This window comes from Mesorhizobium sp. ESP7-2 (genome assembly GCF_020164715.1).
Lineage (GTDB): Bacteria > Pseudomonadota > Alphaproteobacteria > Rhizobiales > Rhizobiaceae > Mesorhizobium.
The window spans coordinates 1-26,843 of sequence record NZ_JAIUGQ010000007.1 but is presented as its reverse complement, the minus strand read 5'-3'; the positions used below and the strand labels follow the sequence as shown (position 1 = coordinate 26,843).

General features: G+C 64.0%; 26 protein-coding genes. 9 read left to right on the top strand and 17 right to left on the bottom strand.

All coding sequences use genetic code 11. From position 1 onward, the window contains the following. Positions 1-72 precede the first annotated feature (72 nt). Complete coding sequence (locus tag LB543_RS09240) at positions 73-882, bottom strand: transglutaminase-like domain-containing protein (protein ID WP_140757372.1); 810 nt, start codon at positions 880-882, stop codon at positions 73-75. A 211-nt stretch (positions 883-1,093) separates the two neighbouring features. Here LB543_RS09240 and LB543_RS33890 point away from each other — a divergent pair, with 211 nt between their 5' ends. Then, positions 1,094-1,219, top strand: a complete 126-nt coding sequence (locus LB543_RS33890; protein WP_140757371.1) for a hypothetical protein — start codon at positions 1,094-1,096, stop codon at positions 1,217-1,219. Between the two features lie 199 nt (positions 1,220-1,418). Next, positions 1,419-1,733 carry a quaternary ammonium compound efflux SMR transporter SugE gene (gene sugE, locus LB543_RS09235; RefSeq protein WP_224613804.1) on the top strand — a complete coding sequence of 105 codons (315 nt, stop codon included), beginning with the start codon at positions 1,419-1,421 and terminating at the stop codon, positions 1,731-1,733. 111 nt (positions 1,734-1,844) lie between these two features. Here sugE and LB543_RS09230 read toward each other — a convergent pair whose 3' ends face one another. Continuing rightward, positions 1,845-2,273 (bottom strand): DUF6481 family protein, encoded by a 429-nt coding sequence (locus tag LB543_RS09230; protein WP_140757369.1) that lies wholly within the window; start codon positions 2,271-2,273, stop codon positions 1,845-1,847. Positions 2,274-2,609: 336 nt separating this feature from the next. Between LB543_RS09230 and LB543_RS09225 the strand changes: the two genes are divergently transcribed. The 5 genes from LB543_RS09225 to LB543_RS09205 all read left to right on the top strand — a co-directional run bounded on the left by LB543_RS09225 (position 2,610) and on the right by LB543_RS09205 (position 7,819). After that, positions 2,610-3,671, top strand: coding sequence for an LLM class flavin-dependent oxidoreductase (locus LB543_RS09225; RefSeq protein WP_224613803.1), 1,062 nt, complete (start codon positions 2,610-2,612; stop codon positions 3,669-3,671). A 215-nt stretch (positions 3,672-3,886) separates the two neighbouring features. After that, a complete protein-coding gene (locus LB543_RS09220) occupies positions 3,887-5,056 on the top strand; it encodes an AI-2E family transporter (RefSeq protein ID WP_140757367.1) in 1,170 nt (389 codons plus the stop codon). Between the two features lie 70 nt (positions 5,057-5,126). Then, a complete protein-coding gene (locus LB543_RS09215; RefSeq protein ID WP_224613802.1) occupies positions 5,127-5,960 on the top strand; it encodes an arylamine N-acetyltransferase family protein in 834 nt (277 codons plus the stop codon). Continuing rightward, the gene (locus tag LB543_RS09210; protein ID WP_224613801.1) at positions 5,957-6,958 is read left to right on the top strand and encodes an LLM class flavin-dependent oxidoreductase; all 1,002 of its coding nucleotides are present in this window, start codon (positions 5,957-5,959) and stop codon (positions 6,956-6,958) included. Before LB543_RS09215 ends, LB543_RS09210 begins: the two co-directional genes overlap by 4 nt. A gap of 66 nt (positions 6,959-7,024) precedes the next feature. Beyond that, the gene (locus tag LB543_RS09205) at positions 7,025-7,819 is read left to right on the top strand and encodes an inositol monophosphatase family protein (RefSeq protein ID WP_224613800.1); all 795 of its coding nucleotides are present in this window, start codon (positions 7,025-7,027) and stop codon (positions 7,817-7,819) included. Between the two features lie 259 nt (positions 7,820-8,078). On the opposite strand, the gene LB543_RS09200 is transcribed toward LB543_RS09205, so the two are convergent. From LB543_RS09200 to LB543_RS09160, 9 genes are all read right to left on the bottom strand, one after another. Continuing rightward, positions 8,079-8,801, bottom strand: a complete 723-nt coding sequence (locus LB543_RS09200; protein ID WP_224591026.1) for an amino acid ABC transporter ATP-binding protein — start codon at positions 8,799-8,801, stop codon at positions 8,079-8,081. Then, positions 8,788-9,456, bottom strand: a complete 669-nt coding sequence (locus LB543_RS09195) for an amino acid ABC transporter permease (protein WP_140811078.1) — start codon at positions 9,454-9,456, stop codon at positions 8,788-8,790. The genes LB543_RS09200 and LB543_RS09195 overlap by 14 nt, the downstream gene beginning before the upstream one ends. A gap of 134 nt (positions 9,457-9,590) precedes the next feature. Then, positions 9,591-10,403, bottom strand: a complete 813-nt coding sequence (locus LB543_RS09190) for a basic amino acid ABC transporter substrate-binding protein (protein WP_181182918.1) — start codon at positions 10,401-10,403, stop codon at positions 9,591-9,593. A 210-nt stretch (positions 10,404-10,613) separates the two neighbouring features. Further along, positions 10,614-11,078: a MarR family winged helix-turn-helix transcriptional regulator gene (locus tag LB543_RS09185; RefSeq protein ID WP_224613799.1), complete on the bottom strand. Its 465-nt coding sequence runs from the start codon at positions 11,076-11,078 to the stop codon at positions 10,614-10,616. Further along, positions 11,075-11,659, bottom strand: a complete 585-nt coding sequence (locus tag LB543_RS09180) for an amino acid synthesis family protein (protein ID WP_224613798.1) — start codon at positions 11,657-11,659, stop codon at positions 11,075-11,077. Before LB543_RS09180 ends, LB543_RS09185 begins: the two co-directional genes overlap by 4 nt. Further along, entirely contained in the window at positions 11,652-12,536 is an 885-nt protein-coding gene (locus LB543_RS09175) for a UPF0280 family protein (RefSeq protein ID WP_224613797.1), read from the bottom strand. The genes LB543_RS09180 and LB543_RS09175 overlap by 8 nt, the downstream gene beginning before the upstream one ends. Further along, complete coding sequence (locus tag LB543_RS09170) at positions 12,536-14,077, bottom strand: 6-hydroxynicotinate reductase (protein WP_224613796.1); 1,542 nt, start codon at positions 14,075-14,077, stop codon at positions 12,536-12,538. Before LB543_RS09170 ends, LB543_RS09175 begins: the two co-directional genes overlap by 1 nt. Beyond that, entirely contained in the window at positions 14,074-16,992 is a 2,919-nt protein-coding gene (locus tag LB543_RS09165) for a molybdopterin-dependent oxidoreductase (protein ID WP_411908753.1), read from the bottom strand. The genes LB543_RS09170 and LB543_RS09165 overlap by 4 nt, the downstream gene beginning before the upstream one ends. Next, on the bottom strand, positions 16,989-17,843 hold the full coding sequence (locus LB543_RS09160; protein ID WP_224613795.1) for an FAD binding domain-containing protein: 855 nt from the start codon (positions 17,841-17,843) through the stop codon (positions 16,989-16,991). The genes LB543_RS09165 and LB543_RS09160 overlap by 4 nt, the downstream gene beginning before the upstream one ends. Positions 17,844-18,174: 331 nt before the next feature. On the opposite strand from LB543_RS09160, the gene pncA reads away from it, so the two are divergent. Then, positions 18,175-18,789 (top strand): bifunctional nicotinamidase/pyrazinamidase, encoded by a 615-nt coding sequence (pncA, locus tag LB543_RS09155; RefSeq protein WP_140812350.1) that lies wholly within the window; start codon positions 18,175-18,177, stop codon positions 18,787-18,789. Positions 18,790-18,817: 28 nt separating this feature from the next. Continuing rightward, on the top strand, positions 18,818-20,245 hold the full coding sequence (locus LB543_RS09150) for a sodium:proton antiporter (RefSeq protein WP_224613794.1): 1,428 nt from the start codon (positions 18,818-18,820) through the stop codon (positions 20,243-20,245). A 232-nt stretch (positions 20,246-20,477) separates the two neighbouring features. Here the strand turns inward: LB543_RS09150 and LB543_RS09145 are convergent, their stop codons facing one another. From LB543_RS09145 to LB543_RS09120, 6 genes are all read right to left on the bottom strand, one after another. Beyond that, positions 20,478-21,200 (bottom strand): ABC transporter ATP-binding protein, encoded by a 723-nt coding sequence (locus LB543_RS09145; protein WP_140757350.1) that lies wholly within the window; start codon positions 21,198-21,200, stop codon positions 20,478-20,480. Then, complete coding sequence (locus LB543_RS09140; RefSeq protein ID WP_224613793.1) at positions 21,197-21,922, bottom strand: ABC transporter ATP-binding protein; 726 nt, start codon at positions 21,920-21,922, stop codon at positions 21,197-21,199. Before LB543_RS09140 ends, LB543_RS09145 begins: the two co-directional genes overlap by 4 nt. Then, positions 21,919-22,881, bottom strand: coding sequence for a branched-chain amino acid ABC transporter permease (locus LB543_RS09135; RefSeq protein WP_224613792.1), 963 nt, complete (start codon positions 22,879-22,881; stop codon positions 21,919-21,921). The genes LB543_RS09140 and LB543_RS09135 overlap by 4 nt, the downstream gene beginning before the upstream one ends. Beyond that, positions 22,878-23,759 carry a branched-chain amino acid ABC transporter permease gene (locus tag LB543_RS09130; protein WP_224613791.1) on the bottom strand — a complete coding sequence of 294 codons (882 nt, stop codon included), beginning with the start codon at positions 23,757-23,759 and terminating at the stop codon, positions 22,878-22,880. Before LB543_RS09130 ends, LB543_RS09135 begins: the two co-directional genes overlap by 4 nt. Positions 23,760-23,802: 43 nt before the next feature. Next, the gene (locus LB543_RS09125; RefSeq protein ID WP_224613790.1) at positions 23,803-25,107 is read right to left on the bottom strand and encodes an ABC transporter substrate-binding protein; all 1,305 of its coding nucleotides are present in this window, start codon (positions 25,105-25,107) and stop codon (positions 23,803-23,805) included. Between the two features lie 170 nt (positions 25,108-25,277). Beyond that, entirely contained in the window at positions 25,278-26,711 is a 1,434-nt protein-coding gene (locus tag LB543_RS09120; protein WP_224613789.1) for a hypothetical protein, read from the bottom strand. Positions 26,712-26,843 lie beyond the last annotated feature (132 nt).

Genomic DNA, 26,843 nt, shown 5'->3' with positions numbered 1-26,843 from the left:
CTGCACAGCCATCACAACGCGCCAATCGTCGGGTCGTTCAACGTCTTCGAAACCTGCTGGCAACAACGCCAGCTATTCCTGGATTTCGTCGGTCCATACCTTGAAGCCAGCGAGTGTACCTGGTCCGAAAATATGGGTCAGCGGCACGTCCGCCGCGTCACGGCCCGAGGCGATCAGGATGCGGCCGATGCGTGGCGCGTTGTTGCGCGGATCGAAAGCGTGCCAGCGGCCGCCGAGGTAAACCTCCATCCAGGCACAGAAATCCATGCTCGCCCAGGGCTTCGGCATGCCGATGTCGCTGATGTAGCCGGTGCAATAGCGCGTCGGGATATTGAGTGCCCGGCAGAATGTGACGGCGAGATGCGCGAAATCGCGGCACACGCCACTCCGTTCGCGCCAGGCTTCCGCGGCGGTGCGCGTCACCCGTGCGTTGCCGTAATCGAAGACGATGTGGTTGTGGACGAAATCGCACACCGCCTGCACGCGCGGGATGCCGGCCGGCGTATGGCCGAACAGCCGCCATGCCTCGCTTGCCAGGAGGTCACTCTCGCAAAACCGGCTGGGCAGCAGGAACAGCAGCGTTTCCGCCGGCAGGTCGCGAACCTCGTGCTGCCACGCCATCAGTTCGCCCATCTCGAATGTGCCGGGGTCGCGGATCACCGCATCCGTGCCGAAAGTGAAACGCCCGGGTGGGGCGACGAATCGGTTGCACCAGTTTCCGAAACTGTCGCGATAACTTTCAATCGGCACCGGCGGGTTGGAGGTCAGGAAATCCGGGCGCTCGAGATCGGAGGCGCGGGAATAGTGGACATTGAGCATCGCGATGAGCGGCGTCTCCTGCGGAAAATCGAAGCTCATCTCGCAGCCGATGTGGATCCGCATTGTCGTCCTGACCGGCCTGCCTGACGATCACCCGGCGGTGCACGGGTCGATGCTGCAGTGCGAAGACAACCATGGCATGGACCGCCGGGGTTTACGAGCAAATTAGAAACCGGTTGAAAGCGGCCTGCCAGCGTTGGCAGCACGCACTACCCTCTTGCAGTCTGGCGTTTGTCTTGTTTCACTCCGTTTCCCGCAACAGGAGGAACGAATCATGGCCAAAGGTGCGATGAAGGCAGGCAAGGAAGCCCGCAAACCAAAGAAAGACGCCAAGAAGCCTGTAGCCGCTCCGACCCTCAAGGCAGCACCGGTCAAGGCGATGAGGCTCAAGGAAAAGTAAGTCTCGGCAACCGGCAGGGCGGGATTTCACCGGCGGCATTCGACACTGCCGCCGGCATGTGTTGATCGGGCGTTCGGACAGCCCTGCATCGACGGCGCGGGGACGACCTCGCACTTTCCGAAAATTCGGTCGGGACGACCCGCCATTGCCGCTGAGCATTCGAGGCCAGAAAGCCTGGATGTTCCGATGGAGCGTTGCGATGTCCTGGACTTTTCTGTTTTTCGCCGGCCTGTTCGAAATCGGCTGGGCGATCGGTCTCAAATACACCGACGGGTTCACCAGGCTTGTCCCGACCCTGCTCACGGTCGCGTCGATGATCGTCAGCCTCACCTTGCTCGGCCTCGCGCTGAAGGCGCTGCCTGTCGGCACCGCCTATGCGGTGTGGACCGGTATCGGCACCGTCGGCACGGCGCTGCTCGGCATCTGGCTGCTGGGCGAGCCCGTCACGGCCATCAGGCTCGGCTGCATCGCGTTAATCGTCTGCGGTATCGTGGGGCTGAAATTCGCGGCTTGAACGGCCTTGTCCGCCGGCCGACGATATCGGCCGAGCCGACATGGACAAATGCGAAAAGGGCCGCGCCTTGGCGCGTCCCTCATTCATCATCCGTCGAGGTCGAGTGCGCTCTTAGCGACCCGTAAAGCCGGGAGGTGTCCTGCCGGTGCGCTGCTTGCGTGCCGCATAGCGCGCGTCGCGCTTTGCCTTTCGCTCGGCTTCATCGGCAAGCAAACGAGCAATACGCTCGTTCTCTTCAGCTTCCCGAAGCTTGGCTTCCGCTTGCGCTGCCTCTTCGGCGGCAATGCGCGCCGCTTCGGCTGCTGCCTCACGCTCGGCCTTCTCGATCGCTTCGCGCGCCAGCTTTTCCTGCTTCAGCCTGGCCTTCTCGGCCTCGCGGATCTCGCGAGCCGCAAGGATCGCCTTGCGTTCGGCCTGTCGTGCCAGCACTGCGGGATCGTCTGCTGCCGGCTTTGACTTGAAGCGCTCCAGAAGCGCCTTCTTTGCCTCGGTCGCGGCATTGCGCCGCTCGAAAATGTCTTTTTCCCTGTAGATAGCCAAGTCCACTTCCTTGAAGTCTATTCGCGACGCTTACATACGCGCGAAAACCGGGAGTTCAAGCGCCAAAACGGCATGCCAGCCATGAAATTCCGGGATGTTGCACCGGGGAGACGCATTTCCCGCCGAAATCGACATGCACTGTTCACCAGCCACCCTCTGGCGGTGTGGCGGGCGCGTCGCTACGTGTAGAGCATGATGTCGAAAAGTGCGAAGCGGTTTTCGGACGACATCATGCTCTATCTCTTTCTGATTTAGAGTCGGATTCAGATTTCAGGTCGATTGACCTGAAATCATCCGACTCTAGCGCGACAATCAACACACTGGGATGACATCCAAATGGAACTCGGCCTCTACACTTTTGCCGATGTGAGCCCCGTGCCGGGTCCCGGCGCCATCGGCCCGCACGAGCGGCTGCGCAACCTGATCGAGGAGATCGAACTGGCCGACCAGGTCGGCCTCGATGTCTTTGGCCTCGGCGAACACCATCGGCCCGACTATGCCGCTTCGGCGCCGGTCGTGGCTTTGGCCTCGGCTGCGGAGCGTTCGAAGCGCATCAAGCTGACCAGTGCGGTCACCGTGCTGTCCTCCGACGATCCGGTGCGCGTTTTTCAGCAATTCGCTACACTCGACCTCCTGTCGGGCGGCCGCGCCGAGATCATGGCCGGGCGCGGATCGTTCATCGAATCCTTTCCGCTGTTCGGCTACAACCTCGAAGACTATGACGAGCTGTTCGCCGAAAAGCTCGACTTGCTGCTTGCCATCCGCGATCAGGTGAAGGTTACCTGGTCAGGCAATCTGCGCGCGTCGATCAACGATCGCGGCGTCTATCCCAGGCCGTTCCAGGAGAGGCTGCCGGTCTGGATCGCCATTGGTGGAACGCCGCAATCGGCCGCCCGCGCCGGCGCGCTCGGCCTGCCGCTGGCGCTTGCCATCATCGGCGGCGAACCGGCGCGCTTCGCGCCGCTGTTCGACCTCTACCGTGAGGCAGCCAAGCGCGCCGGCAGCGATCCGGCAGGGTTGGCCACCAGCATCAACGTGCATGGCTTCATCGCCGAGACGACCGAGCAGGCGGCGGACGATTTCTATGGCCCGCAGGCCGAGGTGATGAACCGCATCGGCCGAGAGCGCGGCTGGGGCCCAACATCGCGCGCGCATTTCGACCAGTCGCGCGGTCCCAATGGCGCCCTGTTCGTCGGCAATCCGGAACAGGTTGCGGAAAAGATCGTTGCCCAGCACAGGATTTTCGGCAACGACCGCTTCCTGCTGCAAATGGCGATCGGCATCATGCCGCACGCCAAGATCATGAAGGCGATCGAGCTTTACGGCACCAAGGTGGCGCCGATCGTGCGCAAGGAAACGGCGAAACCCGCGCCGGCCATGGCGGCGCCTGTTGCGTGAACCAGAAGCAATTCCAGCCGCTCCCGTACTAGGCCCGCCACGTGCCCGGACACGGTATGTAATATGGGATACTCCTAGGCGAGCCACCGGCTGCGCAGTTGGCGGCAGCACCCCTCAACTGCGGCCCGCGCCGTCAGTGCCGGCTAACGGAACCTTGAAGCCGCGCCGGCGTTTTTCGTCAGCGGATCGCATCAGTTGCCGCCGAGGGGATCACGATGAAAGCCGAACCTGCCGCTTTGGGCGCAGGCGCAGCCGAAGCTGAAGAGACGCGTGTGGCGGCGCGCGCCGATACGCGCCTGATGCGCTCGCTGCTCATCGGCATCTTCCTGTTCATGACCGTCTATGCGCTCTATTTCGCGCGCGCCTTCTTCATGCCGGTCATCCTGGCCTTCCTGCTGACGCTGACGCTGACGCCGATCGTGCGGCTGCTGCGCAAGCGCGGCATTCCCGAAGTGGTTTCGGCGACGCTTCTGGTGCTTGTGTCCGTCTTCATCTTCGCGAGCGCCGGCTATGTGCTCAGCGGCCCCGTCATCGATCTCATCAACAACACGTCGTCCATCGGCCAGCAACTGACCGAGCGATTGGCGCAGTTGCGACGGCCGGTCGAGAGGATCATGGAGATTGCGCACCAGATCGAAGGGCTGACCGAGACCTCGCAGGAGCCGGGTGTGCAAAAAGTCGCGGTAGCGCAGTCAGGCTTCCTCTCGGCGGCGGCGAGCAACATCCTGTCGGCCGGAACAAGCCTGACCATCATCTTCGTGTTGTCGCTGTTCCTGCTCGCCTCGGGCACGATGTTCTACGAAAAGATCATCCAGTCCTTCGCCAGCCTCACCGAAAAGAAGCGGGCGCTGCGCATCGTCTACGACGTCGAGCGGGAAATCTCGCACTATCTGCTCACCGTCACCATCATCAACACCGGCCTCGGCACGGTCATCGGCCTCGGCCTGTGGGCGCTTGGCATGCCCAATCCGCTGGTCTGGGGCGCGGCGGCCGCTCTGCTCAATTTCCTGCCCTATGTCGGAGCCATGATCACGTTTGTCCTTGTCACGGTCATCGCACTGATCAGCTTCGACACGATCGCCTACGCGTTGTTGGCGCCTGCCTTCCTGGTGTTGTGTGACATCATCGAAGGCCAGTTCGTGACGCCCATGGTGGTCGGGCGGCGGCTTGAGATCAACGCCGTGGCGATCTTCATCGCCATCGCATTCTGGTCATGGCTGTGGGGCTTCGTCGGCGCGCTGATGGCGGTGCCGCTGCTGGTCGTCGTCAAGGTGTTCTGCGACCATTTCGAGAGCCTTAGCCATGTCGGCAATTTTCTCGCCGCGCAACATACAGCGGTCATGGAGGAGGAAGCCGACGAGCAGGACGGCACGGCCGCCGCATAAACGGCGCACGGTTTGCGGCTGCGGGATCGAATGCCTATATCCGCCCCATCAGCGCCCGGTGCCCTTCCCGATGAACGACGCTCCCTTCGACCTCGACGCCTATTTCGCCCGGATCGGCCATGCCGGTTCCAGGGATGCTTCGCTCGACACGCTGAAGACGCTTCATTTCCTGCATCCGCAGGCGATCCCTTTCGAGAACATGGATCCGTTTCTGGGGCACCCGGTCCGATTGGACGCCGCATCGCTACAGGACAAGATCGTCCTTGACGGGCGTGGCGGCTATTGCTTCGAGCACAATCTCATTTTCATGCATGCGCTGAAGGCGCTTGGCTTCGAGGTCGGCGGCCTCGCCGCGCGTGTGCTCTGGGGTCAGAGCGAGGACGCGATCACGGCGCGCAGCCACATGCTTTTGCGCGTCGAGTTCGACGGCCGGACCTATATAGCCGATGTCGGCTTCGGTGGCCTGACCCTGACGGCCCCGCTGCTGCTCGAGCCGGACCTCGAACAGACGACCCCGCACGAAACGTTCCGCATCATCGAAACCGGCGACCACTTCCGCCTGCAGGCCGCTGTCGGCGGCGACTGGCGCTCGCTGTATCGCTTCGACCTGCAGCCGCAATATGAGGTCGACTATTCCGTCGTCAACTATTTCCTGTCGACCAACCCGGCATCGCATTTCCTGACCTCGGTTTTGGCGGCGCGCGCCGCGCCGGACCGGCGCTACGCCTTGCGAGGCAATCGCCTGTCGATCCACCACATCGATGGCCGAACCGAGCAGAAGCAGATCACCACCGCCGCCGAACTCGCGGACACGCTGGAAGGCCTGCTCGGCATCACCATTCCCGACCGCACGGCCTTCGAGGCCCGGGTGCGCGAGAAGAAGATCGTGGAGACCAGTATATGACCGACCTTTCCGTTCTCGACCTGTCGCCGATCGTCGTAGGCAGCGATGCCTCGCAATCGCTCGCCAATTCGCTCGACCTCGCGCGCCACGCCGAGCGGCTCGGCTACAAGCGCTACTGGCTGGCCGAGCACCACAACATGCCAGGCATCGCCAGTGCGGCAACGGCTGTCGTCATCGCCCATGTCGCCGGCGGCACCAAGACCATTCGTGTCGGCGCCGGCGGTATCATGCTGCCCAACCATGCGCCGCTGGTGATCGCCGAGCAGTTCGGCACGCTGGCCGCCTTGTTTCCCGGCCGTGTCGACCTGGGGCTAGGCCGCGCGCCCGGCACCGACATGAACACGGCGCGTGCATTGCGCCGCAATCTCGAGGCCGGCGTCGACAATTTCCCGCAGGATGTCGTCGAGCTGATGGGCTATTTCCTGCCCGCCGAGGAAGGCCAGCGCCTGCGCGCCGTGCCCGGCGAAGGCCAGACGGTGCCGATCTGGATTCTCGGGTCGAGCCTCTACGGCGCGCAACTCGCCGCCATGCTCGGCCTGCCCTACGCCTTCGCCTCGCATTTCGCGCCGGCGGAGCTCGATCACGCGCTGGACATCTACCGCTCGCGCTTCCAGCCGTCGGAGCAACTAGACAAGCCGCATGTCATGCTCGGCCTCAACGTCTTCGCGGCACCCACCGACGCCGAGGCGCGGCTGCTGTTCACCTCGCTGCAGCAGGCCTTCGTCAATCTTCGCACCGGCAGGCCCGGAAGATTGCCGCCGCCGGTCGAGAATTATGACCGGGATCTCGACGCGATGGCCAAGACCATGCTCGGCCAGGCGCTGTCATGCGCCGTCGTCGGCTCGCCGGAAACGGTCCGGCAAGGCATCGATGCGTTCGTGCGCCGCACCGGCGCCGACGAGCTGATGGTCACCGCGCAGATCTTCGATCACGCCGCCCGCGTGCGCTCCTTCGAGATTTTGGCCGAGGCCCACAAATCGCTTTCGCAAGCCGCCTGAATTGCTTTTGCCGGTAGCGATGCTCTGCTAAGTGCGGGTCATCCTCAGGCAGGAGCGCGCTTTTCCGTGACACATGACCTCGACGCACGCATGCACTTCGCGATTGATCTGGCGCGGCGCGCCGGCGAACTCGGCCTGCAATATTTCCGGGATCTCGACAGCCTGACCATCGAGAGCAAGGGTCATCAGGACCTGGTCTCGCAAGCCGACCGCGAAGTCGAACTGTTCATCCGCGCGGCGATCGCCGCCGACTATCCGCAGGACGGCATCATCGGCGAGGAGCATGCCTCGGTCGCCGGCTCGACCGGCCATGTCTGGGTGATCGACCCCATCGACGGCACCGCCAATTTCGTGCGCGGCATTCCGGCCTGGTGCGTGGTCATCGCTTGCGCAAGGGATGGAGAGACGATCGTCGGCGTCATTCACGAGCCGTCGACCGGTGAGACCTTCCACGGAAGGCTGGGCGGCGGCGCCTTCGTCAACGGCCGGCCAATCAGGACGAGCGCGGCGACCAGCCTGGAAGAGGGCTCGGTGGGCACAGGCTTCTCGAACCGGGCCGAGGCCGAAAACATCGCCGTGCTGATCAAGAAGATCCTGGCCGAGGGCGGCGTCTTCTTCCGAAACGCCTCCGGCGCGCTGATGCTCGCCTATGTCGCCTCGGGCCGACTGCTCGGCTATGTGGAAGAACACATGAACGCCTGGGACTGCGTGGCCGGCATGCTGCTGATCGAGGAAGCCGGCGGCACGATCCTGAAGGCGAATCCGAAGACGGTGTTGCAGAGCGGGACACAGGTCATCACAGGCGGCAAGGGTGTGTTTTCGAAGCTGCAAGAGCTGTGTTCTGCTGTCTTCACGCCCTGATCAGGCTCTAAATCTCAGGAAGCATGAGGTCGTCCGAAAACAGCGCCACACTTTTCGGCATCATGCTTTAGGCACTCACGCTCTGCACCACCGCGCCCAGCGGCCGACATGAATTGCGGATCATCAATCGACCCTTGAGAAGCTCGCCGGAGCAATTCCGGGAAAAGTGCGTAACGGGGTTTTCCGTCGGAATTGCGAGAACAGGAAAGAGGGGCATCGCATGGCGCTGCCCCTCGTCTGCCGCAGGCGGGCTTTTCGCCTACAGGATTTTCGCCAGGAAACTCTTGGTGCGGTTCCTCTGCGGATCCGAGAAGAGCGCCTTGGGCGCTCCCTCTTCCACGATCAGTCCGTCATCCATGAAAATCACCCTGTGCCCGACCTCGCGGGCAAAGCCCATCTCGTGGGTGACGACCATCATCGTCATGCCTTCGATCGCGAGCGTCTTCATGACCTGGAGCACCTCACCCACCATTTCAGGGTCGAGCGCCGAGGTCGGCTCGTCGAAAAGCATGACATTCGGTCCCATGGCCAGCGAGCGGGCGATCGCCACCCGTTGCTGCTGGCCGCCGGAAAGCTCGTCCGGATAGCTCGCTTCCTTCCCCACGAGGCCGACCTTGGCCAGCAACTCGCGCGCGACCCGGTTGGCTTCGGCCGACGCGATCTTCTTGACCTTGCGCGGGCCGATCGTGACGTTCTCCAGAATGGTCAGGTGCCTGAAGAGATTGAACTGCTGGAACACCATGCCGACATGCTGGCGCAGCAGGTGAATGTTCGTCTTCGGATCGGTCAGCGTCATGCCGGCGATTTCAATCTCGCCGCTGGTTGCGGTCTCCAAGCCGTTCAGGCAGCGCAGAAACGTGCTTTTGCCGCTGCCCGAAGGGCCGATAACGACGACCACCTCTTTTTCCGCCACATGCGTGCTTATCCCCTTCAGGATCTCATTGTGGCCGAAGGACTTGTGAAGGTCTTTAACGTTTATCAACTTGAAGCCTCCTCTCCAGGTAAGACGAGAACTTCGACAAAGAGAAGATGAGGACGAAGTACAGGGCCGCGATGAGACCCCAGATGGCGAAGGATGCGAACGTCTCGGCAATCACGATCTCACCCTTGTAGACCAGCTCGGCGATGCCGACCGGAGCCAGCAGCGAGGTATCCTTGATCGTCTGGGCCGCCTGATTGACCAGCGGCGGTATCATGCGCTTGAACGCCTGGGGCAGAACGATGTAGCGCATCGTCTGAAAGCCGTTCATCGCGATGCTTTGGGCGGCTTCCTTTTGGCCCCGGTCGACGCCGAGAATACCCGCGCGGATGATTTCGGTGACGTAGGCACCTTCGTTCAGGCTGAGCGTGAACGCGGCCGCGAGGATGGGATAAGTCAATTGCCCGAACCAGTGGTTGACGGGCAGGATCGCAGGCAATCCAAGCACGATGAAGAAGAGTTGCACCAACAGCGGCGTGGATCGGAAAATTTCGACATAGGCGGTGGCGATCCACCGCAGCGGCGCGACCGCCGACAGGCGCATGAGTGCCGCGACCAGGCCGATGACCACCATCAGGATGATGGCGACAATCGAATACTGGATCGTCAGCCGCAAACCGTCGAGTAGAACGGGTAGGTTTTGCCGGATGGGATCCATGAACCGTGCCTTGGATATCCCCGACCGTCCCGGCGAGAAGAACGCATCGCAGTGGTCTCGCCACTTGCTTTGCGGTCACCTGCTGGACGGCCGGGAGGCTGAGCTATCTGCCGTTCAGACGATCAGAACGAGACTCAGCCCGAAATCGCAACGCTCGCCGGCTTTTGCACTTCCTTGACCATGCCGCTGGTATCGCCGCCGAAATATTTCTCGAACAGCTTCTGATATTCGCCGTTCTGCTTGATCTTGGAGAGGCCGTCATTGATCTTCCCGGCCAGCTCGGGCTTTTGTTTGCTGATTGCGATGCCGTAATATTCGCCGGTCAGCAGCGGGCCGACGATCTTGACGTCGTCATGGGCGGTTTTGAAATTGACGTTGACCGGATTGTCGAAGATGACGGCGTCGGCCCCACCAGTCTCAAGCGCCTGATAGGCGGCATCGATGTTCTGGAATTGCTTGATGTAGTCGGACTGGAAGCCCTTGCCCGTCATATAGTCCACCGACGAGGTGGCTTTCTTGGTGGCAACCACGTGGCCCTTGAGGTCGTCGAAACCCTTGATGTCGGAGTCTTTCTTGACCAGCACCGAAAGGCCGGACTTGTAATAGGCGTCGCTGAAATCGACGTTCTGCATCCGGCTGGTCTTGATCGTGATCCCTGCGACCGCCGCGTCGATCGATCCCGCCTGCAGGCTCGGGATAATTCCGTTGAACGGCAGTGTCTTCAGGCTGACCGTCATACCTTCCGCCTTGGCGATTGCCTTGATCATGTCGATGTCGAAGCCGGTAACCTCGCCGTTCGTCTCCGTCTCGAACGGCGGGAAGGTGGTATCCGCGCCGACGACGATGTTGGTCCCGCTTTGCGCGAGCGCCACCGACGTCGCGCCGTATGCAAGCATGAGGCCGGAAGCCAGTGATGTGACCAGCACGATGAGCGACTTGTTTTTCACAGATGTCTCCTTTCGGCGGGCATTCGTCAGCTTCGAGCAAATCAACGATGAGGAGCGGTGCGTGAATGCATGAACTCTGGGCCCGTCCAGAGCCATCTGGATCGGCAGGGACCCAAGTCAAGGCTTGGAGATGCTTCACATTTGCGTTTTGGATTGGGCCACGATTGCCGCTCTTTTCAGGGGGCGGCGACCCAGTTGGCGGGGCGGCGCCTATGCCAGCTTGGCCAGCAGCTTCATGAAAGTGGCGGCCTCCTTGGCCGTGAGCGGCGCCAGCGTTTCCTGCGTGATCTCCCTTGCGAGCGGGATCAGGCGCTCGATCGCTTCGCGGCCCTCGGCCGTCAAATTGACCAGCAGCCGCCTTTTGTCGACCTCATGCCTGGAAAGCTTGACCAGACCGCGCGCCTTCAGCCGGTCGATCACGCCCTTTACCGTTGCGGCATCCATGGCGATCAACGTGCCGAGCTGGTTCTGCGAAGTCTCGCCGACATCATGCAGCTTGGCCAGTGCTGCGAATTGCGGCGGCGTCAGGTCGGCGATACGGGCGGCGAAGATCGAGACATGGCGCTGGTGCGCCTTGCGCAGGATGAAGCCTACCTGTTCCTGGAGGAGGTAGTCATGGCCGTCTTCGGCTTCTTCGGCCTCGACGAGCTCGAGCAGATTGTCCTCGCCGCTCACCGCAGCCCGTCCCAGGCTTTTATGTCGTCCGCCGCGAGGCCACCCATGCGGTTATGGACGCGCGGGCCGCAGGTCATGGCCAGGCAGAACAGAATCTCGTCGGGGCGCGGGCCGTCGCTGATGCCGACTTCCATGGCGTCGAAATGGCTGCGCACATAGGCGGCGTTGATATGGCCGAGCGGTACGTCGACCTTCGAGCCGAAGGCGCCGACCTTCTTGGCCGAGGGCACGATCGCCTTGGCATCGCCGAGCCGCTCCCGCATCGCGTAGCCGCCCGGCACATGCCAGAGCGCGCCGTGTTCCAGTTCGCCCGCGGTGCCGACGATGGCGCCCTTGCCGTAGCCGTCGATCTGTCTGACGTCGCCGCCGAGTGCGGCGATCAGCCGGTCGGCGAGCAGCAGGCCGAGCGGCTTCAGATCGTCCATGGCGCTCTGCAGCTCCTCGACATAGCGTCCGGCGAACGGGTTGCTGACCACGGCCATGGCGGCAGCACGCCGGCGCGGCACCGCGGCGACAGGCCCGCCTTCGTGAAAGATCTCTTCGCTCAGCACCGCGATCTTGCGGATCGGAAACTCAGGCATGGGCAACTTCCTCCGGTTCATGCTTGTTGGGCGGGCCGAGTGCAACGGAGCCACTGATACGGGCCTCCCCGCCAAGAAACAGCGCCGATGCGGCAACCAGGCCGCGCCGGCGAAAATCTTCGGCGACGGCAAGGCCATTGTCCAGCGCCCGCGCCACCTCGTCAGGTACAAGCGTGCCGACGCCTTGTGTCACCAGCCGCGCGCCAAGATCGCTGTCGGGCGACAGGTCGCGTGCGGGAATGCGCCTGATGGCGGGATTGCCGGGCAGGTCCACCGCGTTGGCGATGAGTGTCGCCGCCGCATCGGCCTCGGCGCCGGTCCGCGCGAGCACGGTGACGGCATCGGCAATGCCAAGCGAGAAGGAGCGGCCACGCCAGCCGCTGGTTGCAACACCCCGTACGCCATCCTCGGCGCGGATCGTGATCCGGTCGGCCAGACCGTTGCCGGTGCCGGCGACCGCCAATCCGATGGATCGGCCCGCGCCGATGTGGAGGGCACTGTCGCCGCCATTGTTGACATAGGCGCGATCGAGCTTGCGACCCGCAAGCAGCGCGGCAAGCATTTCGTCGGCTACCGATCCAGCAACGGCGGCCATCGGCGTGATAAAGCATTCCGCCAACGGCATGACGGCTGCTTCCATGCGGCGCGCCGTCGGGCCGGCGAAGGCGCGCGGCGCCAGGAAAAATGCCTGAAGGCGCAGTTCGGGAAGCTCCTCGACCAACTCGATCAGGATCGTCTGGAAGCGCGCGACGGCCTGGGCGTAGGCGGCGCGACACTCATCGGCCTCGCCAAAGGCCTCGACGATCAGGTCGATCGGCCCGTGGTTGAGATGCAGCCGCTTGCCGTCCTGAAGCCAATGCGCTTGCGGGCCTTCCATCAGCCAGCCCCGTTGGAGCCCGCGCGGCGCAACTGCGCCAGCGGCGGCCATGGATTGCTGGACGGGGCACCCGTGCCGCGCCGGGGGTTGAGATACTCGCCGCCCTTGGCGACGATGTCCGCAACGCTGCGAATTTCGGCCTCGTAGCCACCGAGCCTGATGTAATCGTCGCGGCGCAAGGTGAATTCGATCGGCGCCACCAGCGCCGGCGTCGGCACGTAGCCGAAGGCGCCTTCCGGAACCCTGCTGACATCGACCATCAGCGTGATGCCGCCGCCCGGCCAGACATAGACCGGCGCGCCGCCCACGGTGACGTAGGTTCTCAGGCCCTGCACCGAACGGGTGAGATTGACCGGGTTTTCGGTGACGCCGGCACGCAGCGACCCGCCGGCGCCGCCGATGAACAGCACGGTGCACAAAGCCGGCTCGCAATTGTCCTCGATCAGGTTGACGGATTTCTGCAGCCGGTCCGGAAACGGCTTTTCGACCGGCTTCAGCTCGTCGTCGAGTTCGTAGTAGGCGAATTGCTCGCCGGTGGTCGAAACCATCAGCAGCGACAGGCCCGGCCGCGCGCCCTTCTTGGCATTCCACTCGCCGAGGATCGACAGCGGATCGGAAATGCTGGTGCCACCCCAGCCGAGGCCGGGCTCGGAGACCTTGAAATAGCGGCCCGGTGTGGAGCGGCGGCCGATGATCTTGATGCCGGTATCCTGCCAGCCCAGCACCTTGCCGGCTTGATGCTCGGAGACGACGCCGGTGATGTGGTCGTCGACCACCACGACCTCGTCGACCAGGCCGCGCCATTGCGTGGCGAACATGCCGATGGTGGCCGAGCCGCAGCCGACGCGCATGCGGTGTTCCTGCTTGCCGTCGATGACTGGCGGTTTGCCGGCTTCGACAATGACGGTGGCGCCGCCGTCTATGCTGAGTTCCACTGGTTTGCGGTTGCACAAGTTGAGCAGCGCGTCGCAAGTGGTGCGGCCCTCCGCCTTGGACCCGCCGGTCAGATGATGCACGCCGCCCAGCGACAGCATCTGCGAGCCGTATTCGCCCGTCGTGACGTGGCCGACGGCCTCGCCCTCTGCCCGCACAACAGCCGTTTCGGGTCCGATATGACGGTCGGTGTCGATCTTCACCTTGACGCCGCAATAGGAGAAGATGCCTTCGGTCACCACGGTGACGAGATCGACGCCGTCGACTTCCTGACTGACGATAAAGGGAGCGGGCTTGTAGTCGGGATAGGTGGTGCCGGCGCCGATTGCCGTGACGAAGCGGCGGCCGGTGTTGACCAGTTCGCCGTCCCACTGTTCGCCCTCGGCGACAAAGGGCACCATGGCAGCGCCGGTTTCGGCTGCGTGGTCGAGGATGGTCAGCGGGTCCATGCGCACGATCCGGCCCGCGACATTGCCATAGCGGTCGCAGGCGCCGGTGCGCCCGTCTGCGATGTAGCACATGACGGGACAGGCGTCGCAGCGGATCTTTTCCGCCACCAGCTTCTCACCGGGTTCATGGGTTTCGAAGCGTTCGGCAAGCTCGCTCATGCACGTGCCTCCTTCTCGCGGATGGCCGCCAGGATGCGGCTTGGCGTTGCCGGCACCTTTGTGACCAGCACGCCGGTGGCGTGACGGATGGCATTGAGGATCGCCGGCGCCGTCGGGATCAGCACGTGCTCGCCAAGGCCCTTGGCGCCGAACGGTCCTTCCGGATCGGGCACCTCGATGAGGATGGTCTCGATCGGCGGCACGTCACCAATGGTCGGGATGAGATAATCGTGCAGGTTCTCGGTGCGGCCGGGAATGTATTCTTCCATCAACGCCATGCCGATGCCTTGCGCGATGCCGCCTTCGATCTGGCCCTCGACCAGCAGCGGATTGATCGCCTTGCCGACGTCATGCGCCGCGATGATCCTGATCAGCTTGACCGTGCCGAGCCTGAGATCGACCTCGAGCTCGGCGATCTGCGCGCCATAGCCATAGACCGCATAGGGCTTGCCCTGGCCCTTGGCATCGAGCGGCAGGGTTGGCGGGTCATAGGTCTCCTCGGCGCGGAAGACGAAGCCCTCGGCATCCGCATCGAGCGAGGCAAGATCGATACGGCGCGTCGCCTCGCCTTCGCGGATGACAATCGCCGAGCCATCCAGTTGAAGGGAAGCCTTGTCCGAGACATTGGCAAAGCGCAGGATCTTTTCGCGCAGGGCCCGCCCCGCCCTCTCGGCCGCCTTGCCGCTCACGAAAGTCTGTCGCGAGGCCGAAGTCTTGCCGGCGTCGGGGCTGATCGCCGTATCGGCGCTCTTGAGCCTGAATTTTTCCAGCGGCAGGCCGAGCGCGTCGGCGCAGATCTGCGTGATGACGGTGTTGGACCCCTGGCCGATATCGACGGCGCCCTGGTGCAGGATGACCGCGCCGTCAGCCGCGATGCCGACCCTGATGGTCGACGGATTGGGCAGGGATGTGTTGCCGCAGCCATACCAGCACGAAGCAACGCCGACGCCGCGCTTTCGATCGATACTGGCGCTGTTGAAAGCATCCGCATCGACCGTCGCCCGCGCCCAATGCGGCCGCAGGGCTTCGAGGCATTCGGCGATGCCGACGCCAGACTCCAGAAGCTGCCCAGTAACCGTTTCGGAGCCGTTCCGAAGGCAGTTCTTCAGGCGGAAGTCGAGTCGATCCATGCCGAGCTTTCCGGCGAGTTCGTCATAGAGCGTCTCTTGCATGATCGTCGCCTGCGGCACGCCGAAACCACGGAAGGCACCTGCAATCGGCCCATGGGTGTGGATGGCGCGGCCCTCTGCACGATAGTTGGGCGTCGCATAGGGGCCGGAGGCGTGCACCGGCACGCGGTTGGCGACCGTCGGGCCCCAGCTCGCATAAGCGCCGGTGTTGAAATCGCCCTCGAAGACCATGCCGGTGACGTAGCCGTCGGCATCGGCGCCGATGGTGGCCTTCATCCGGGCCGGATGACGCTTGGTGGTCGAAATCATGGATTCGTTGCGGGTGTAGGCGAGCGCCGCCGCCCGCCCGGTCTTCAGCGCCACGAGGCCGATGAGAGGCTGCAGGGAAACGTCGAGCTTGGAGCCAAAGCCGCCTCCGGTCGCGGTCGGCACGATGCGCACCTTGTCGACGGCGAGGCCGAGCACTTTCGCCGTATCGTCACGGTCCATGTAGGGCGCCTGGGTGCAGGCGACGACGACAAGCGTATCGCCGTCGAGATATGCATAGCCGGCTTCCGGCTCGATATAGGCGTGCTCGACATAGGAGGTGTCGATCGCGCCGCTGGCGGTGACGGCCGCACCGGCAAGTGCCGACTCGGGATCACCGCGCTCGACAAAGCCCTTGGTCAACAAATTGGCCGGGCGGTTTTCATGGATCAGCGCCGCACCTTCGGCCTGCGCGTCGCTGGGCTGGAGCACATGCGGCAGTTCGATCCAGCGGATAGGGAAATCCGACAGATCGAGATCGAGGATCGCCTCGCGCTCACCGGCTACCAGGGCGACCGCCTCGCCGCGAAGCCGGACAAAGCCTTCGGCCAGCGCCGGCTGGTCGGCGAACGGGCCGATCACGCCGAAACAGTTTTTCCCTGGGATATCGTCGGCCGTGAAAACGCCCGCGATACCGGGATGGTTTCTCGCCCAGCCATCGATGTCGCCGAAGGCGAAGCCGGCATGATAATGCGGCGAGCGGATCACCAGCACGGCCAGCGCATCGGCCGGGAAGGAATCGCCACCGAATTTTTCATCGCCCGTTACCTTCGGCACGCCATCGAGCCTGACCGGCGAAGCCCCAACGGCATGGCCCGAGGCCGGCATCCTCCGATCGAAATCGCGATCCAGTTCATAAAGTTGGCGCTGCCCCTCACCCTTACCCTCTCCCCGCAAGGGGCGGGGAGAGGGGGGCGCCAACGCTGGAGCGCTTCCCTTCTCTCCGTCACTATACGGGGAGAAGGTGCCGGCAGGCGGATGAGGGGCAGCGCTATCCGTCGATGGCTTTATTGCAAATTGTCCGGCCTTCATCACCGCCGCGATGATCTTCCGATAGCCGGTGCAGCGGCAGAGTATCCCACCCAGTGCATCCTGCACCTCGGTCTCGGTCGGACTGGGTTTCGTGTCCAGCAGCGCGGTTGCCGCGACCAGCAGCGCCGGCGTGCAGATACCGCATTGCGCGGCGCCATGCGCCAGGAACGAGGCTTGCAGCGCCGACAGCCGGCCATTGGCGAGGCCCTCGACCGTCGTCACCGCGGTGCCGGCAGCGGAAGCCGCCGGCATCAGGCAGGCGCAGACGGGATCGCCGTCGACCAGCACCGTGCAGGCGCCGCAGTCGCCGGCGTCGCAACCGACCTTTGTGCCGGTCAGCCGCAATTCGTCACGCAGCACCGAGGACAGCCGGCGCAGCGGCGGCACGTAGATCGAGACGGCGGCGCCATTGACCGCGAAGGCGATATCGGCGCGATCCATGCTCATGCGGCCACCTTGTCGCCTTTCGGATTGCCCGCGGCCTCGAGCACCGCGCGCGCAACGATCTCGCGCACCGCTTCGAGCCTGTATTCGGCGCTGCCGCGCACATCGGCGATCGGCGACAGCTCAGCCATCTGCGCCGACCGGACCGCGGCAACAAGCCCGGCGTCCAGGGGAAGCCCGCGCAACGCCGCCTCGACACCGGCAAGCCGCCTGGCAACGGCGGAACAGGAGCCGACGGCGACGGCCGCATCCGCGACAATGCCATTCTCGACAACCAGACGCGCCGCCACCATGGCGATGGAGATGACGAGATAACGCCGGGCGCCGAGCTTGACGAAGGCCGATGTACCGGTGGGTTTCGGCACGCGGATGGCCGTCACCATCTCGCCAGGCTGCAAGGCCGTGCGGCGGTTGCCCAGGATGAACTCGGACAAGGGCAGATGGCGCGTCGCCGCCGCCGAGCGCAGCTCGACCTCGGCGTCGAGCACGAGCAGCCCCGGCACGCCGTCGGCGGCCGGCGAAGCGTTGCACAGATTGCCGGCGACCGAGGCGACGTTCTGGATCTGCGCCGAACCGACCTCGCGCGCCGCCTGTTTCAGTGCGTCAAAGGCTGGCGGCAAGGGGTGGCGGATGACATCGGTCCATGTCGTGCGCGCGCCGATGATCCAGTGGCTGCCGGTCTCGGCGATGCCGCGCAGCGCCGTCAGGCCGTTGATGTCGAGGACATTGTCGCGAAACGGCTTGCTGCCTTGTGCCGGATAGAAATCCGTGCCGCCCGCAAGAATACGCCAGGCGCCCTCGCCAAGCAGCGCGAGCGCCTCGTCGACCGTGGTGGGTTTCGCGTAACGGATCACGCTTTCCTTCCCAATAAGGTGGGCCTTCCCAACAAAATGGGCCTTCCCGGAAATCGGCCCTCCCAAGGCGCTTGCTCCCGGGGATATCTTGCCGGTTTCAATCCGGCAAATTCATTCGTATGCAAATGATATCAAGACGGCGGAAATTGTCAAAGCCAGAGTTTGCGGCGGCGCCCGTGTGGCTGGCATCGCCACGCATTAGTTATGCCGCTGGAGGTTGACGCGGCCCGCCATCTGGTCAAGTTTCTCCCTCCGGTCGCGCCAGCGGCTTTTTCTTTCGCCCGGTCCCTCGTTCGGAACCCGAGCCCTAGCCTGACAGGAAGGAAACCCCATGGCCGACGAAGCGCTCGTTGTCATCGACCTGCAGAACGATTTTTGCCCGGGCGGCGCGCTGGCCGTTGCCGGCGGCGACGAGATCGTGCCGCTGGTCAATGACATGATCCGGCGAACCGACCATGTCGTGCTGACGCAGGACTGGCACCCCGCCGGCCATTCCAGCTTTGCCTCCAGCCATCCCGGCGCGCAGCCTTTTTCGACGATCGAGATGCTCTATGGTCCGCAGACGCTGTGGCCGGATCATTGCATTCAGGGCAGTCTCGGCTCGGATTTCCATTCCGGCCTTGCCTGGACCAAGGCCGAACTCGTCATACGCAAGGGATTTCGTCCAGCCATCGACAGCTACTCCGCCTTCTTCGAGAACGATCACGCGACGCCCACCGGGCTCGCCGGCTATCTCCGTGAGCGCGGCATCGACACGCTGACCCTGGTCGGCCTGGCGACCGATTTCTGTGTCGCCTTCTCGGCGCTGGATGCGGTCAAACAGGGTTTTAGCACCACGGTCAGGCTCGATGCCTGCCGTGGCATCGATCTCAACGGATCGCTCGAGACAATGCTGGCGAAAATGCGCGATGCCGGCGTGACGCTCGAAGATCACACGTCGGGCTGACCGCACCGTGGGGGTCAGAAGGGGATCCATGCCGATGGCGATCGGGGCGGCCGGTGCGATCGTCGTCGCGATGCTGTTTCCGGTGTCGGCCTTCGCGGCCGACGAACACGGCCTGCCTGGCGCCACGATGTCGCTCTGGTGGGCGCTGCCTTTTGCCGGGCTGCTCCTGTCGATCGCGACCGGTCCGCTGCTGTTCCACCATGTCTGGGAACATCACTACGGCAAGATCGCGGCCTTGTGGGCGGCGCTGGTGATCGTGCCGCTCGCGGTTGCCTTCGGCGCGCCGGCGGCAACCGAGGCGGTGCTGCACGCGCTGCTCACCGAATACATGTCGTTCATTGTCCTGCTGTTTGCGCTCTACACGATTTCGGGCGGCATCCTGCTTGCCGGCAACATCCACGGCACACCGCTGGTCAATGCCGGACTGCTGGCGGTCGGGGCGCTGCTTGCCTCGGTGATCGGCACGACGGGCGCCTCGATGATCCTGATCCGGCCGATCCTGCGCGCCAACGACAACAGGCCTTTCAATGGCCATGTCGTCATCTTCTTCATTTTCCTGGTATCCAACATTGGCGGTTCGCTGACGCCGCTCGGCGACCCGCCGCTGTTTGTCGGCTTCCTGCGCGGCGTCGATTTCTTCTGGACGACCACCAACCTCTACCGGGAGACGCTGTTCGTCGGCGTCGTCGTGCTGGCGGTGTTCCTGGCGATCGACCTCATCCTGCACCGGCGCGAGGCCGGCGCGCCGAAGATCAAGGATCCAACACCGGATACGAAAGTGCGTCTGCGCGGCCTGGCCAACCTTCCGCTGCTGGTCGGTGTGATCGGCGCCATCCTGCTGTCGGCGGCCTGGAAGCCGGGCGTGAGCTTTTCCGTGTTCGGCGTCGGTCTCGAACTGCAGAACCTGGTACGCGACGCGGTCATTCTCGCGCTGGCCCTGCTATCGCTTCCCCTCTCCTACAAGAGCCACCGCCAAGCGAACGGTTTCAATTGGGGTCCGATCGCGGAAGTGGCCAAATTGTTCGCCGGCATCTTCATCTGCATCGTTCCGGTGGTCGCCATTTTGAGAGCCGGCCATGACGGCGCGCTGGCGCCGCTGGTCGCGCTCGTCACGTCGGCACAAGGCACGCCCAGCGACCTCGCCTATTTCTGGCTGACCGGGGCGCTGTCATCCTTCCTCGACAATGCGCCGACCTATCTGGTGTTTTTCGAGCTGGCGGGCGGCGACCCTCAACACCTGATGACGGAGTTCGCCTCGACGCTCGCCGCGATCTCGGCGGGCGCCGTGTTCATGGGCGCCAACACCTATGTCGGCAACGCACCCAACTTCATGGTCTATGCCATTGCCAGACATCGCGGCGTCAAGATGCCGGGCTTCTTCGGCTATATGCTGTGGTCCGGGCTGGTGCTGATCCCAACCTTTCTGATCGCGGGTTTTCTGTTTTTCGGTGGGTGAATTGGCGCTTTTGAATTGTACCGTTTGCGCTGCCCCTCATCCGCCTGCCGGCTCCTTCTCCCCGTATAGTGACGGGGAGAAGGAGAGGGCCGCAACGAGGACGCCCTCCGGCGACGTTGATGTTTGGCGAAACCATTGGCGAAGGCGTTCTTCTCCCCGTCACTATACGGGGAGAAGTGCCCGGCAGGGCGATGAGGGGCGGCGCTATCGTCCGCAGGGTGTTGCGGCAGTCTCAACCGACGCCGACATAGCGCCGGACCGCCGACGGGTCGGCGCGCAGGGCCTCGACATCGACCGTCTCGCGGTTGCGGCCGTTTTCAATGAAGCAGACACGATCGGCGACCGACAGCACGGCATCGACCCGCTGCTCGACCAGTATGGTGGAGACACCCATCTCGCGCAGCTTCGACACCGTCTCGCGGATCTTGGCGATCATCGACGGCATCAGCCCTTCGGTCGGCTCATCGAGCAAAAGCACCTGCGGCTCCAGGCAGAGCGCACGCGCCATCGCCAGCATCTGCTGTTCGCCGCCGGACAAGGTGCCCGAGCGCTGCCGCAGCCGTTGGCGCAGCAGCGGGAACAGATCGAGGACGTTCTCGCGTGTCGCCTTGTCCTTGCCGCGCGCCATCAGCCCGATCTCGATATTCTCGGCCACGGTCATCTCGGCGAACAATCGCCTTCCTTGCGGCACATAGGCGACGCCGGCCTTCGGCACCTCATGCACCGGCAGGCCGGTCAACTCCCGGCCAGCGAGCCTGATCGAACCGGCACTTGCCGGAACCAGGCCCATGATCGCTTTCAGCGTCGTCGTCTTGCCGGCGCCGTTGCGGCCGAACAGGCACAGCACCTCGCCCTTGTTCAGCACGAGATCGAGTCCGTAGAGCACCTGGACCTCGCCATGGAAGCAATCCAGCCCCGAGATCACCAGTGCATCGGTCTTGCTCGTCTCCGTCATGGGGCGGTCCCCAGATAGGCTTCCTGCACCGCGGCGTTCTCACGGATGGCTTCGGGCGCACCCTCGGCCAGGATCCTGCCGGCGTTGAAGACGGTGATGCGGTGCGCGAGCTGCATGACGACCGGCATGTTGTGCTCGATCAGCAGCACGGTGGCGTTCCCTGCGATGTCGCGCACGACCTCGATGAAATTGTCGATCTCGCTATCGGCCAGACCTTGCGTTGGCTCGTCGAGGATCAGCAGGCGCGGCTTCAGCGCCAGGCCCATCGCCACTTCCAGCAATCGTTGATGGCCGTAGGACAATTGCCCGGCCGGCATATGGGCGCGATCAGCCAGCCCGGTGCGTTCGAGCGCCGACATGACGCCGGCACGCACAGCACCCTTCGAGCGGCCGTCGCTCAGCGTGCGCTGCACCGGCAGCGCGACATTGTCATAGGCGCTGAGATTGGCGAAGACGCTGGTGATCTGGAAGGTGTAGGCGATGCCCCGGCGGACCCTGACATAGGCCGGCAGGCCGGTGATGTCGGCGCCGTCGAAGAGGATCGCTCCCGAAGAGGGCCGGATGCGGCCGCTGACCAGGCTGACGAAGGTGGTCTTGCCCGCGCCGTTGGGGCCGATGACGGCGCGGATTTCTCCGGGCATCAGGGTGAAGTCGACGTTGTCGACGGCGCGCAGGCCGCCGAAGCTGCGCGACAGAGCCTTCGTGGTCAGCAGCGGCGTCATGGCAGCCATCCGAGCCAGCGCTGGCGGACGGTGCCGAGAATGCCCTTGGGAAAAAACAGAACCAGCAGGATGAGCGCGACGCCGACGATCAGCAAATAGGCCGATGTGTAGCCGCTGGTGACGTCGATGACATAGTACATGAACAGCGTGCCGATCAGCGGCCCGAGCGTTGTTGCGGCACCCCCGAGCAGCACCCACAGCAGCGGCAGGATCGAATACTGCACCGAGGCGAAGCTCGAGCCGACATAGCCGAACAGCAGCGCGTAGGCGGCGCCGGACGCCGCACAGATCGCGCCGGAGACGACGACGGCGGCGAGCTTGTTGGAGAAGGTGTCGTAGCCCAGCATCTTCGTCCGTTCCTCGTTCTCCCTGATTGCGACCAGCACGCGGCCATATCTGGAACGGACGACGGCGAGCGTGATCAGCAGCACGAGAGAGAACAAGCCGAGTGCTGTCATGTAGCGCACGGTCGGGTTGGTGAGGTCGAGCGATGTGGCGCCGAAAGTGAGTACACGTGCCGGCTGCGGCACGACCATGCCCTGATCACCCCCGGTCCAGGCCGCGAAATAGAGGATGGCGAGATAAAATACCTGGGCGAACATCATAGTGACGATCATGAAGGCGACACCCGTAGTGCGCAGCGCCAGGAGGCCGATGATCAGCGAAAGAACCACTCCGCAGCCGAGACCAGCGGCGAACGCCGCCGGCACGCTCCAGCCGAGCTGGATGACGGCGAGCCCGGCGCCATAAAGCCCGGCGCCGAAGAACATGGCATGGCCGAGGCTGAGCAGGCCGACATAGCCGAACAGCATGTTGTAGCCCATGGCGAAGACCGCCAGCACCATGATGCGGGCGAGCAGACCGTGATAATAGTCCGGCAGCAGGAAGCTCAGCACGAAGAGCAAGCCGATGACGCCGAGATGCAGCGCGTAGGCCTTTGCCGGCGAAGCTTCGCTCATCGCGACGCCGTCCCGAACAGGCCTTGCGGCCGGAACACCAGCACCAAGGCGACCAGCAGCGTGGCGATGATCTTGGCCAGCGTCGGCGAAAAGAACATCGAGATGATGCCGTCGGACAGGCCGATCAGCACGGCGGCGACGACGGTGCCGCGCAACGAGCCGAGGCCGCCTATGATGACGACGATGAAGGACAAGAGCAGCGGATCCTGCCCCATCAGGTAATGCGCCTGGCTGATCGGCACGATCAGCACCGCGGCAATGGCCGCCAGCATGGCGCCGAGCGCGAAGACTCCGCCATAGACGCGGTCGACAGGGATGCCGAAGGCTTGTGCCGTCTCGCTGTCATATTGCGTGGCACGCATGATGAGACCAATTTTCGTGCGCGTCAGCACCAGCCATGTCGCGATCAGCAGGAGGGCGGATGCGGCAATGATCGACAGTTTGTAGCCGGAATAGCCGAACCACGGCAAAAGGATGCGATAGCTGAACGGCGGCTCGACGGGCCGCGCTTCGGGACCATAGAAAGTCAGCGCCAGCTGCTGGATGATGTAGAGCATGCCGATGGTGGCGACGATGGTGGCTTCCGGATTGTAGTTGAGCCGGCGCAGCACCAGCCGTTCGGCGAACAGCGCGATGGCGCCGACGATCAGCGGAGCGATCACCAGGGCCGCCAGGAAGCCGAGGGCCGGGTGGCCGCCGATTGCCGATGTGATCGCCCAGGCAAGCACGGCGCCCAGCATGAAGAACTCGCCATGGGCGACGTTGACGACTCGCATCACGCCGAACACCAGCGACAGGCCAAGCGCGGTCAGCGCCAGCACGGCCGAGGTGACGAGGCCTTCGAGGGCGGCGAGGAGGAGGTGAGGGCCGAAGTGCATCTATGCACCAGCGGATGCGCGAGGCACCCTTGCTGGAATGAGCCTAGAGCGCCTGCGTCGTGTAATCCCCTTCGGCCTCGTAAAGCCCGTCCTCGATCTTGGTCTTGTGGACGACCTTGAGCTTGCCGCCTTCGACCTTGGAGATGTTCTGGATGCCAAAGCACTGGTGGATCTTGCCGTTGAAGGTTTTCGGCCCCTGCGGATGCTCCGGCCCTTCGGCGAATTCCTTCAGCGCCTCGGTCGCCTCGACCAGCTTGGCGCGATCTTCCGGCCCCTTGTAGCCAGCGTCCTCCATCGCCTTCTTGACGACGTAGAGCGTTTCCCAGCAGCCGAACATGTGCGCGGCGGTGGAGACGTCCTTGGGGTCGCCGACGGCGGCGCCATTGTCGTCGATGCCGACGGCGGCGCGATAGGCTTTCTGCGCTTCGGTGTCATCGGGCTGGGCGTAGCGCGGCGAGCCTTCCCAGAAATGGCTTCCGTCGAGGAATTCGAGGCCGGGGCTGTTGATGTCGACGGCCTCGAGCGAATCGATGAAGCCGAAGAGCTGCGGCCGGTTGGAGCCGTAGAACTCGCCGAGTTCCTTGACGAAGGTGAGCACCGCGGGGCCGACCATGACGTGGTAGATGACCTCGGTCTCGGCAGGGATCTGCGGGAAGTATTTGGTGAAGGAACTCTCCGTCGGCGGGATGGCGATCTGCGCGATCACCTCGGCGCCTTGCGCCTTCAGCGCCGGCGGCAGGTAGTCGCGATGGTCGTAGCCGAAGGCGAAATCGGGGAAGATCTGCGTCACCTTCTTGCCGGCATTGGCCGCGATCCACGGAGCCATCGACTGGATCTGGCTCTTCACGTCGGTGATACCAGGCTGGAAGACGTAGCGGTTGAGCTTGGTCGAGGCCACGTGGTGACCTTCGCTGACGACGAAGTAGGGCATCTTGTTTTCGCCGGCGGCAGGCGCCGAGCCGATGACGACATGCGAGAACAGCGTGCCGAAGACGATGTCGGTCTTGTGCTGGGTGGCGAACTTGCCGACCACTTCGGCGCCGCGGCCGGGATCGGTGCCGTCATCCTCGATGATAACCTTGACCTGACGGCCATTGATACCGCCGGCGGCGTTGATCGCCTTGATAGCGGCGGCGGTGGTCTTCTCGTACCAGCGGCCATAGGCAGCACCAATGCCGGTGCGGTGCGACTGGAAACCGATCTTGATCGGCGCGGAGCTTTGCGCCTGGGAATAGCGGACGAAGCCGGGCGCCATGGCGACGCCGGCGCCGGCGGCCAGACCCTTCAGCGCCGTGCGGCGGGTGAGCGTGGTTTTGGAGAGGTCGAAAAATCCGTTCTTGTCAGTCACGTTCGTTCCCCTGTTTTTGTGTTTTGACCAACGATAAGGCGGCTCGAACATCCTCGGCAAGAGGATGCAAAATTGCATGTGTACAAACTAAATCACCAAAGGCCTGACCTGGCAAGCGAGCTTTCCGCCGGGGCATGGCTCACCCGGATGGCCCACGCGGACAGCTTGTCTCATCCGACTGTCGGCGTGGCAAGCAGCCAAAGGCCGAAAATGGTGTAGGCGATCATCAAGACGGTGAGCGGAAACTGGCTGAGCGCGGCGCGGGCCGGCTGCGGGTGCAGGCGCCAGGCAAAGCCGTGGGCGACGAGAACCGCGAGGACATGGCCAAGGATGATGGCGCCGGCCTGGATGTTCCACAGCCACCACGCCGACGCCGCGCCGGCAACGACCCCGGCTTCGACCTGCATGTCGGCGGTGCCGAACAGATTCCAGCCCAGTGCGAAGGGGTCGGACAGGGCGGCCAAGGCATATTGGCCGTCGACCAGCAGCGCCGTCAGATAGTGCGCGACATGATAGGCGAGCGCGATCGGCACGATCGACCACACCAGCAGTCCCGCTGCCTCGGCGAGAGGCCGATCGCTGCCGGCAAGGCGCTGGCCGAGGACCACGGCAAGCAGGAACACTGCCGCGAGCAGCACGAATGTCAGGACAAGGCCAAGGCTGCCGCTGCCGATCACCGCCGAACGGCCGGGAAATTCCAGTGGATTGATGCCGTACAGGCCGAGCCAGAAGAAGGTCTTCGACAGGCCGTCGAAGGAGACCGAGGACAGAGCGAGCAGCAGGAAGGCGATGCCGCTGGCCGGCAAAGGCTCGGCCGTGAGCAGCTTGGCGCCCGGCCAGCACAGCGCAAGACGGCCTTTGTCGCCGCGCTCGATCGGCGCGAAGCGCGCCACCATCCAAAAGAATATGCCGAGGAATTCACCGTTGCGGCTCCACTTGTCGTAGCCAAACACCAGCATGGCCATCAATGTGAACAGCCAATAGAGGCCGGCGACCCATGCAAGCCGTGCCGGATCGTCAGGAGCTGGATAGACGAGTTCGAACCAGGCAAAGGCGATGAACATGACGACGGCCGACCAGCGGCCAAGCCATTGCGGAAGTTGCCAGGCCGCCTCATCGCCTCTGCCGCTGAGCCGCGACAGCAGCCGCCACGGGCCGTACCAAGGGTTGAGCCACGCCCAGAGATCGCCGAACACGCCTTGCAGCAGCGTCAGGCCGGCCCATAGCAGCGTCCAGATCACCAGTGGCAGCGGGTTGGAGAGGGGATCGCGGCTGCCGAGGAAGCCGGCGGCGACGAGAACTGCAAAGCCGGCAAAGGATATCACGCTGACGGCGATTCGGGCGCTGTCGCTGAAGGCGAAGAGCGGCAGGCGCCGATGCCAGAAACGGTCAATCCAATCCGCCGGCAGCAGCGTCAGCATGAGGAAACTGGCGGCTACGGCGAAAGCGCCGCCGATCAGGTAGTAGCCGGTTGGGAGTAGCAGGACGTGGCCACGGTCGGAGGCGTGCGCGAAGGCGGGCGTGGGGCCAAGTAAAGCGGCAATCAGGAAAGCTAACGATAGACGGAAGCACTCTACGGCGCCCCCCTCTGTCCTGCCGGACATCTCCCCCACTTGGGGGGACATTGGCAGTTCGCTCGATCGGCGCCAGTCCTTCAACGTCGGCAATTGGCGAAGGCGGAGACAAAGTCCAATCTCCCCCCTCGGGGGGGAGATGTCCGGCAGGACAGAGGGGGG

Bases quoted from the DNA above. Each gene is read 5' to 3' on its own strand.
- LB543_RS09240 (WP_140757372.1), bottom strand. From the start codon at position 882: ATGCGGATCCACATCGGCTGCGAGATGAGCTTCGATTTTCCGCAGGAG.
- LB543_RS33890 (WP_140757371.1), top strand. From the start codon at position 1,094: ATGGCCAAAGGTGCGATGAAGGCAGGCAAGGAAGCCCGCAAACCAAAG.
- sugE (WP_224613804.1), top strand. From the start codon at position 1,419: ATGTCCTGGACTTTTCTGTTTTTCGCCGGCCTGTTCGAAATCGGCTGG.
- LB543_RS09225 (WP_224613803.1), top strand. From the start codon at position 2,610: ATGGAACTCGGCCTCTACACTTTTGCCGATGTGAGCCCCGTGCCGGGT.
- LB543_RS09220 (WP_140757367.1), top strand. From the start codon at position 3,887: ATGAAAGCCGAACCTGCCGCTTTGGGCGCAGGCGCAGCCGAAGCTGAA.
- LB543_RS09215 (WP_224613802.1), top strand. From the start codon at position 5,127: ATGAACGACGCTCCCTTCGACCTCGACGCCTATTTCGCCCGGATCGGC.
- LB543_RS09210 (WP_224613801.1), top strand. From the start codon at position 5,957: ATGACCGACCTTTCCGTTCTCGACCTGTCGCCGATCGTCGTAGGCAGC.
- LB543_RS09195 (WP_140811078.1), bottom strand. From the start codon at position 9,456: ATGGATCCCATCCGGCAAAACCTACCCGTTCTACTCGACGGTTTGCGG.
- LB543_RS09180 (WP_224613798.1), bottom strand. From the start codon at position 11,659: ATGCCTGAGTTTCCGATCCGCAAGATCGCGGTGCTGAGCGAAGAGATC.
- LB543_RS09175 (WP_224613797.1), bottom strand. From the start codon at position 12,536: ATGGAAGGCCCGCAAGCGCATTGGCTTCAGGACGGCAAGCGGCTGCAT.
- LB543_RS09170 (WP_224613796.1), bottom strand. From the start codon at position 14,077: ATGAGCGAGCTTGCCGAACGCTTCGAAACCCATGAACCCGGTGAGAAG.
- LB543_RS09165 (WP_411908753.1), bottom strand. From the start codon at position 16,992: ATGAGCATGGATCGCGCCGATATCGCCTTCGCGGTCAATGGCGCCGCC.
- pncA (WP_140812350.1), top strand. From the start codon at position 18,175: ATGGCCGACGAAGCGCTCGTTGTCATCGACCTGCAGAACGATTTTTGC.
- LB543_RS09150 (WP_224613794.1), top strand. From the start codon at position 18,818: ATGCCGATGGCGATCGGGGCGGCCGGTGCGATCGTCGTCGCGATGCTG.
- LB543_RS09145 (WP_140757350.1), bottom strand. From the start codon at position 21,200: ATGACGGAGACGAGCAAGACCGATGCACTGGTGATCTCGGGGCTGGAT.
- LB543_RS09140 (WP_224613793.1), bottom strand. From the start codon at position 21,922: ATGACGCCGCTGCTGACCACGAAGGCTCTGTCGCGCAGCTTCGGCGGC.
- LB543_RS09135 (WP_224613792.1), bottom strand. From the start codon at position 22,881: ATGAGCGAAGCTTCGCCGGCAAAGGCCTACGCGCTGCATCTCGGCGTC.
- LB543_RS09130 (WP_224613791.1), bottom strand. From the start codon at position 23,759: ATGCACTTCGGCCCTCACCTCCTCCTCGCCGCCCTCGAAGGCCTCGTC.
- LB543_RS09120 (WP_224613789.1), bottom strand. From the start codon at position 26,711: ATGTCCGGCAGGACAGAGGGGGGCGCCGTAGAGTGCTTCCGTCTATCG.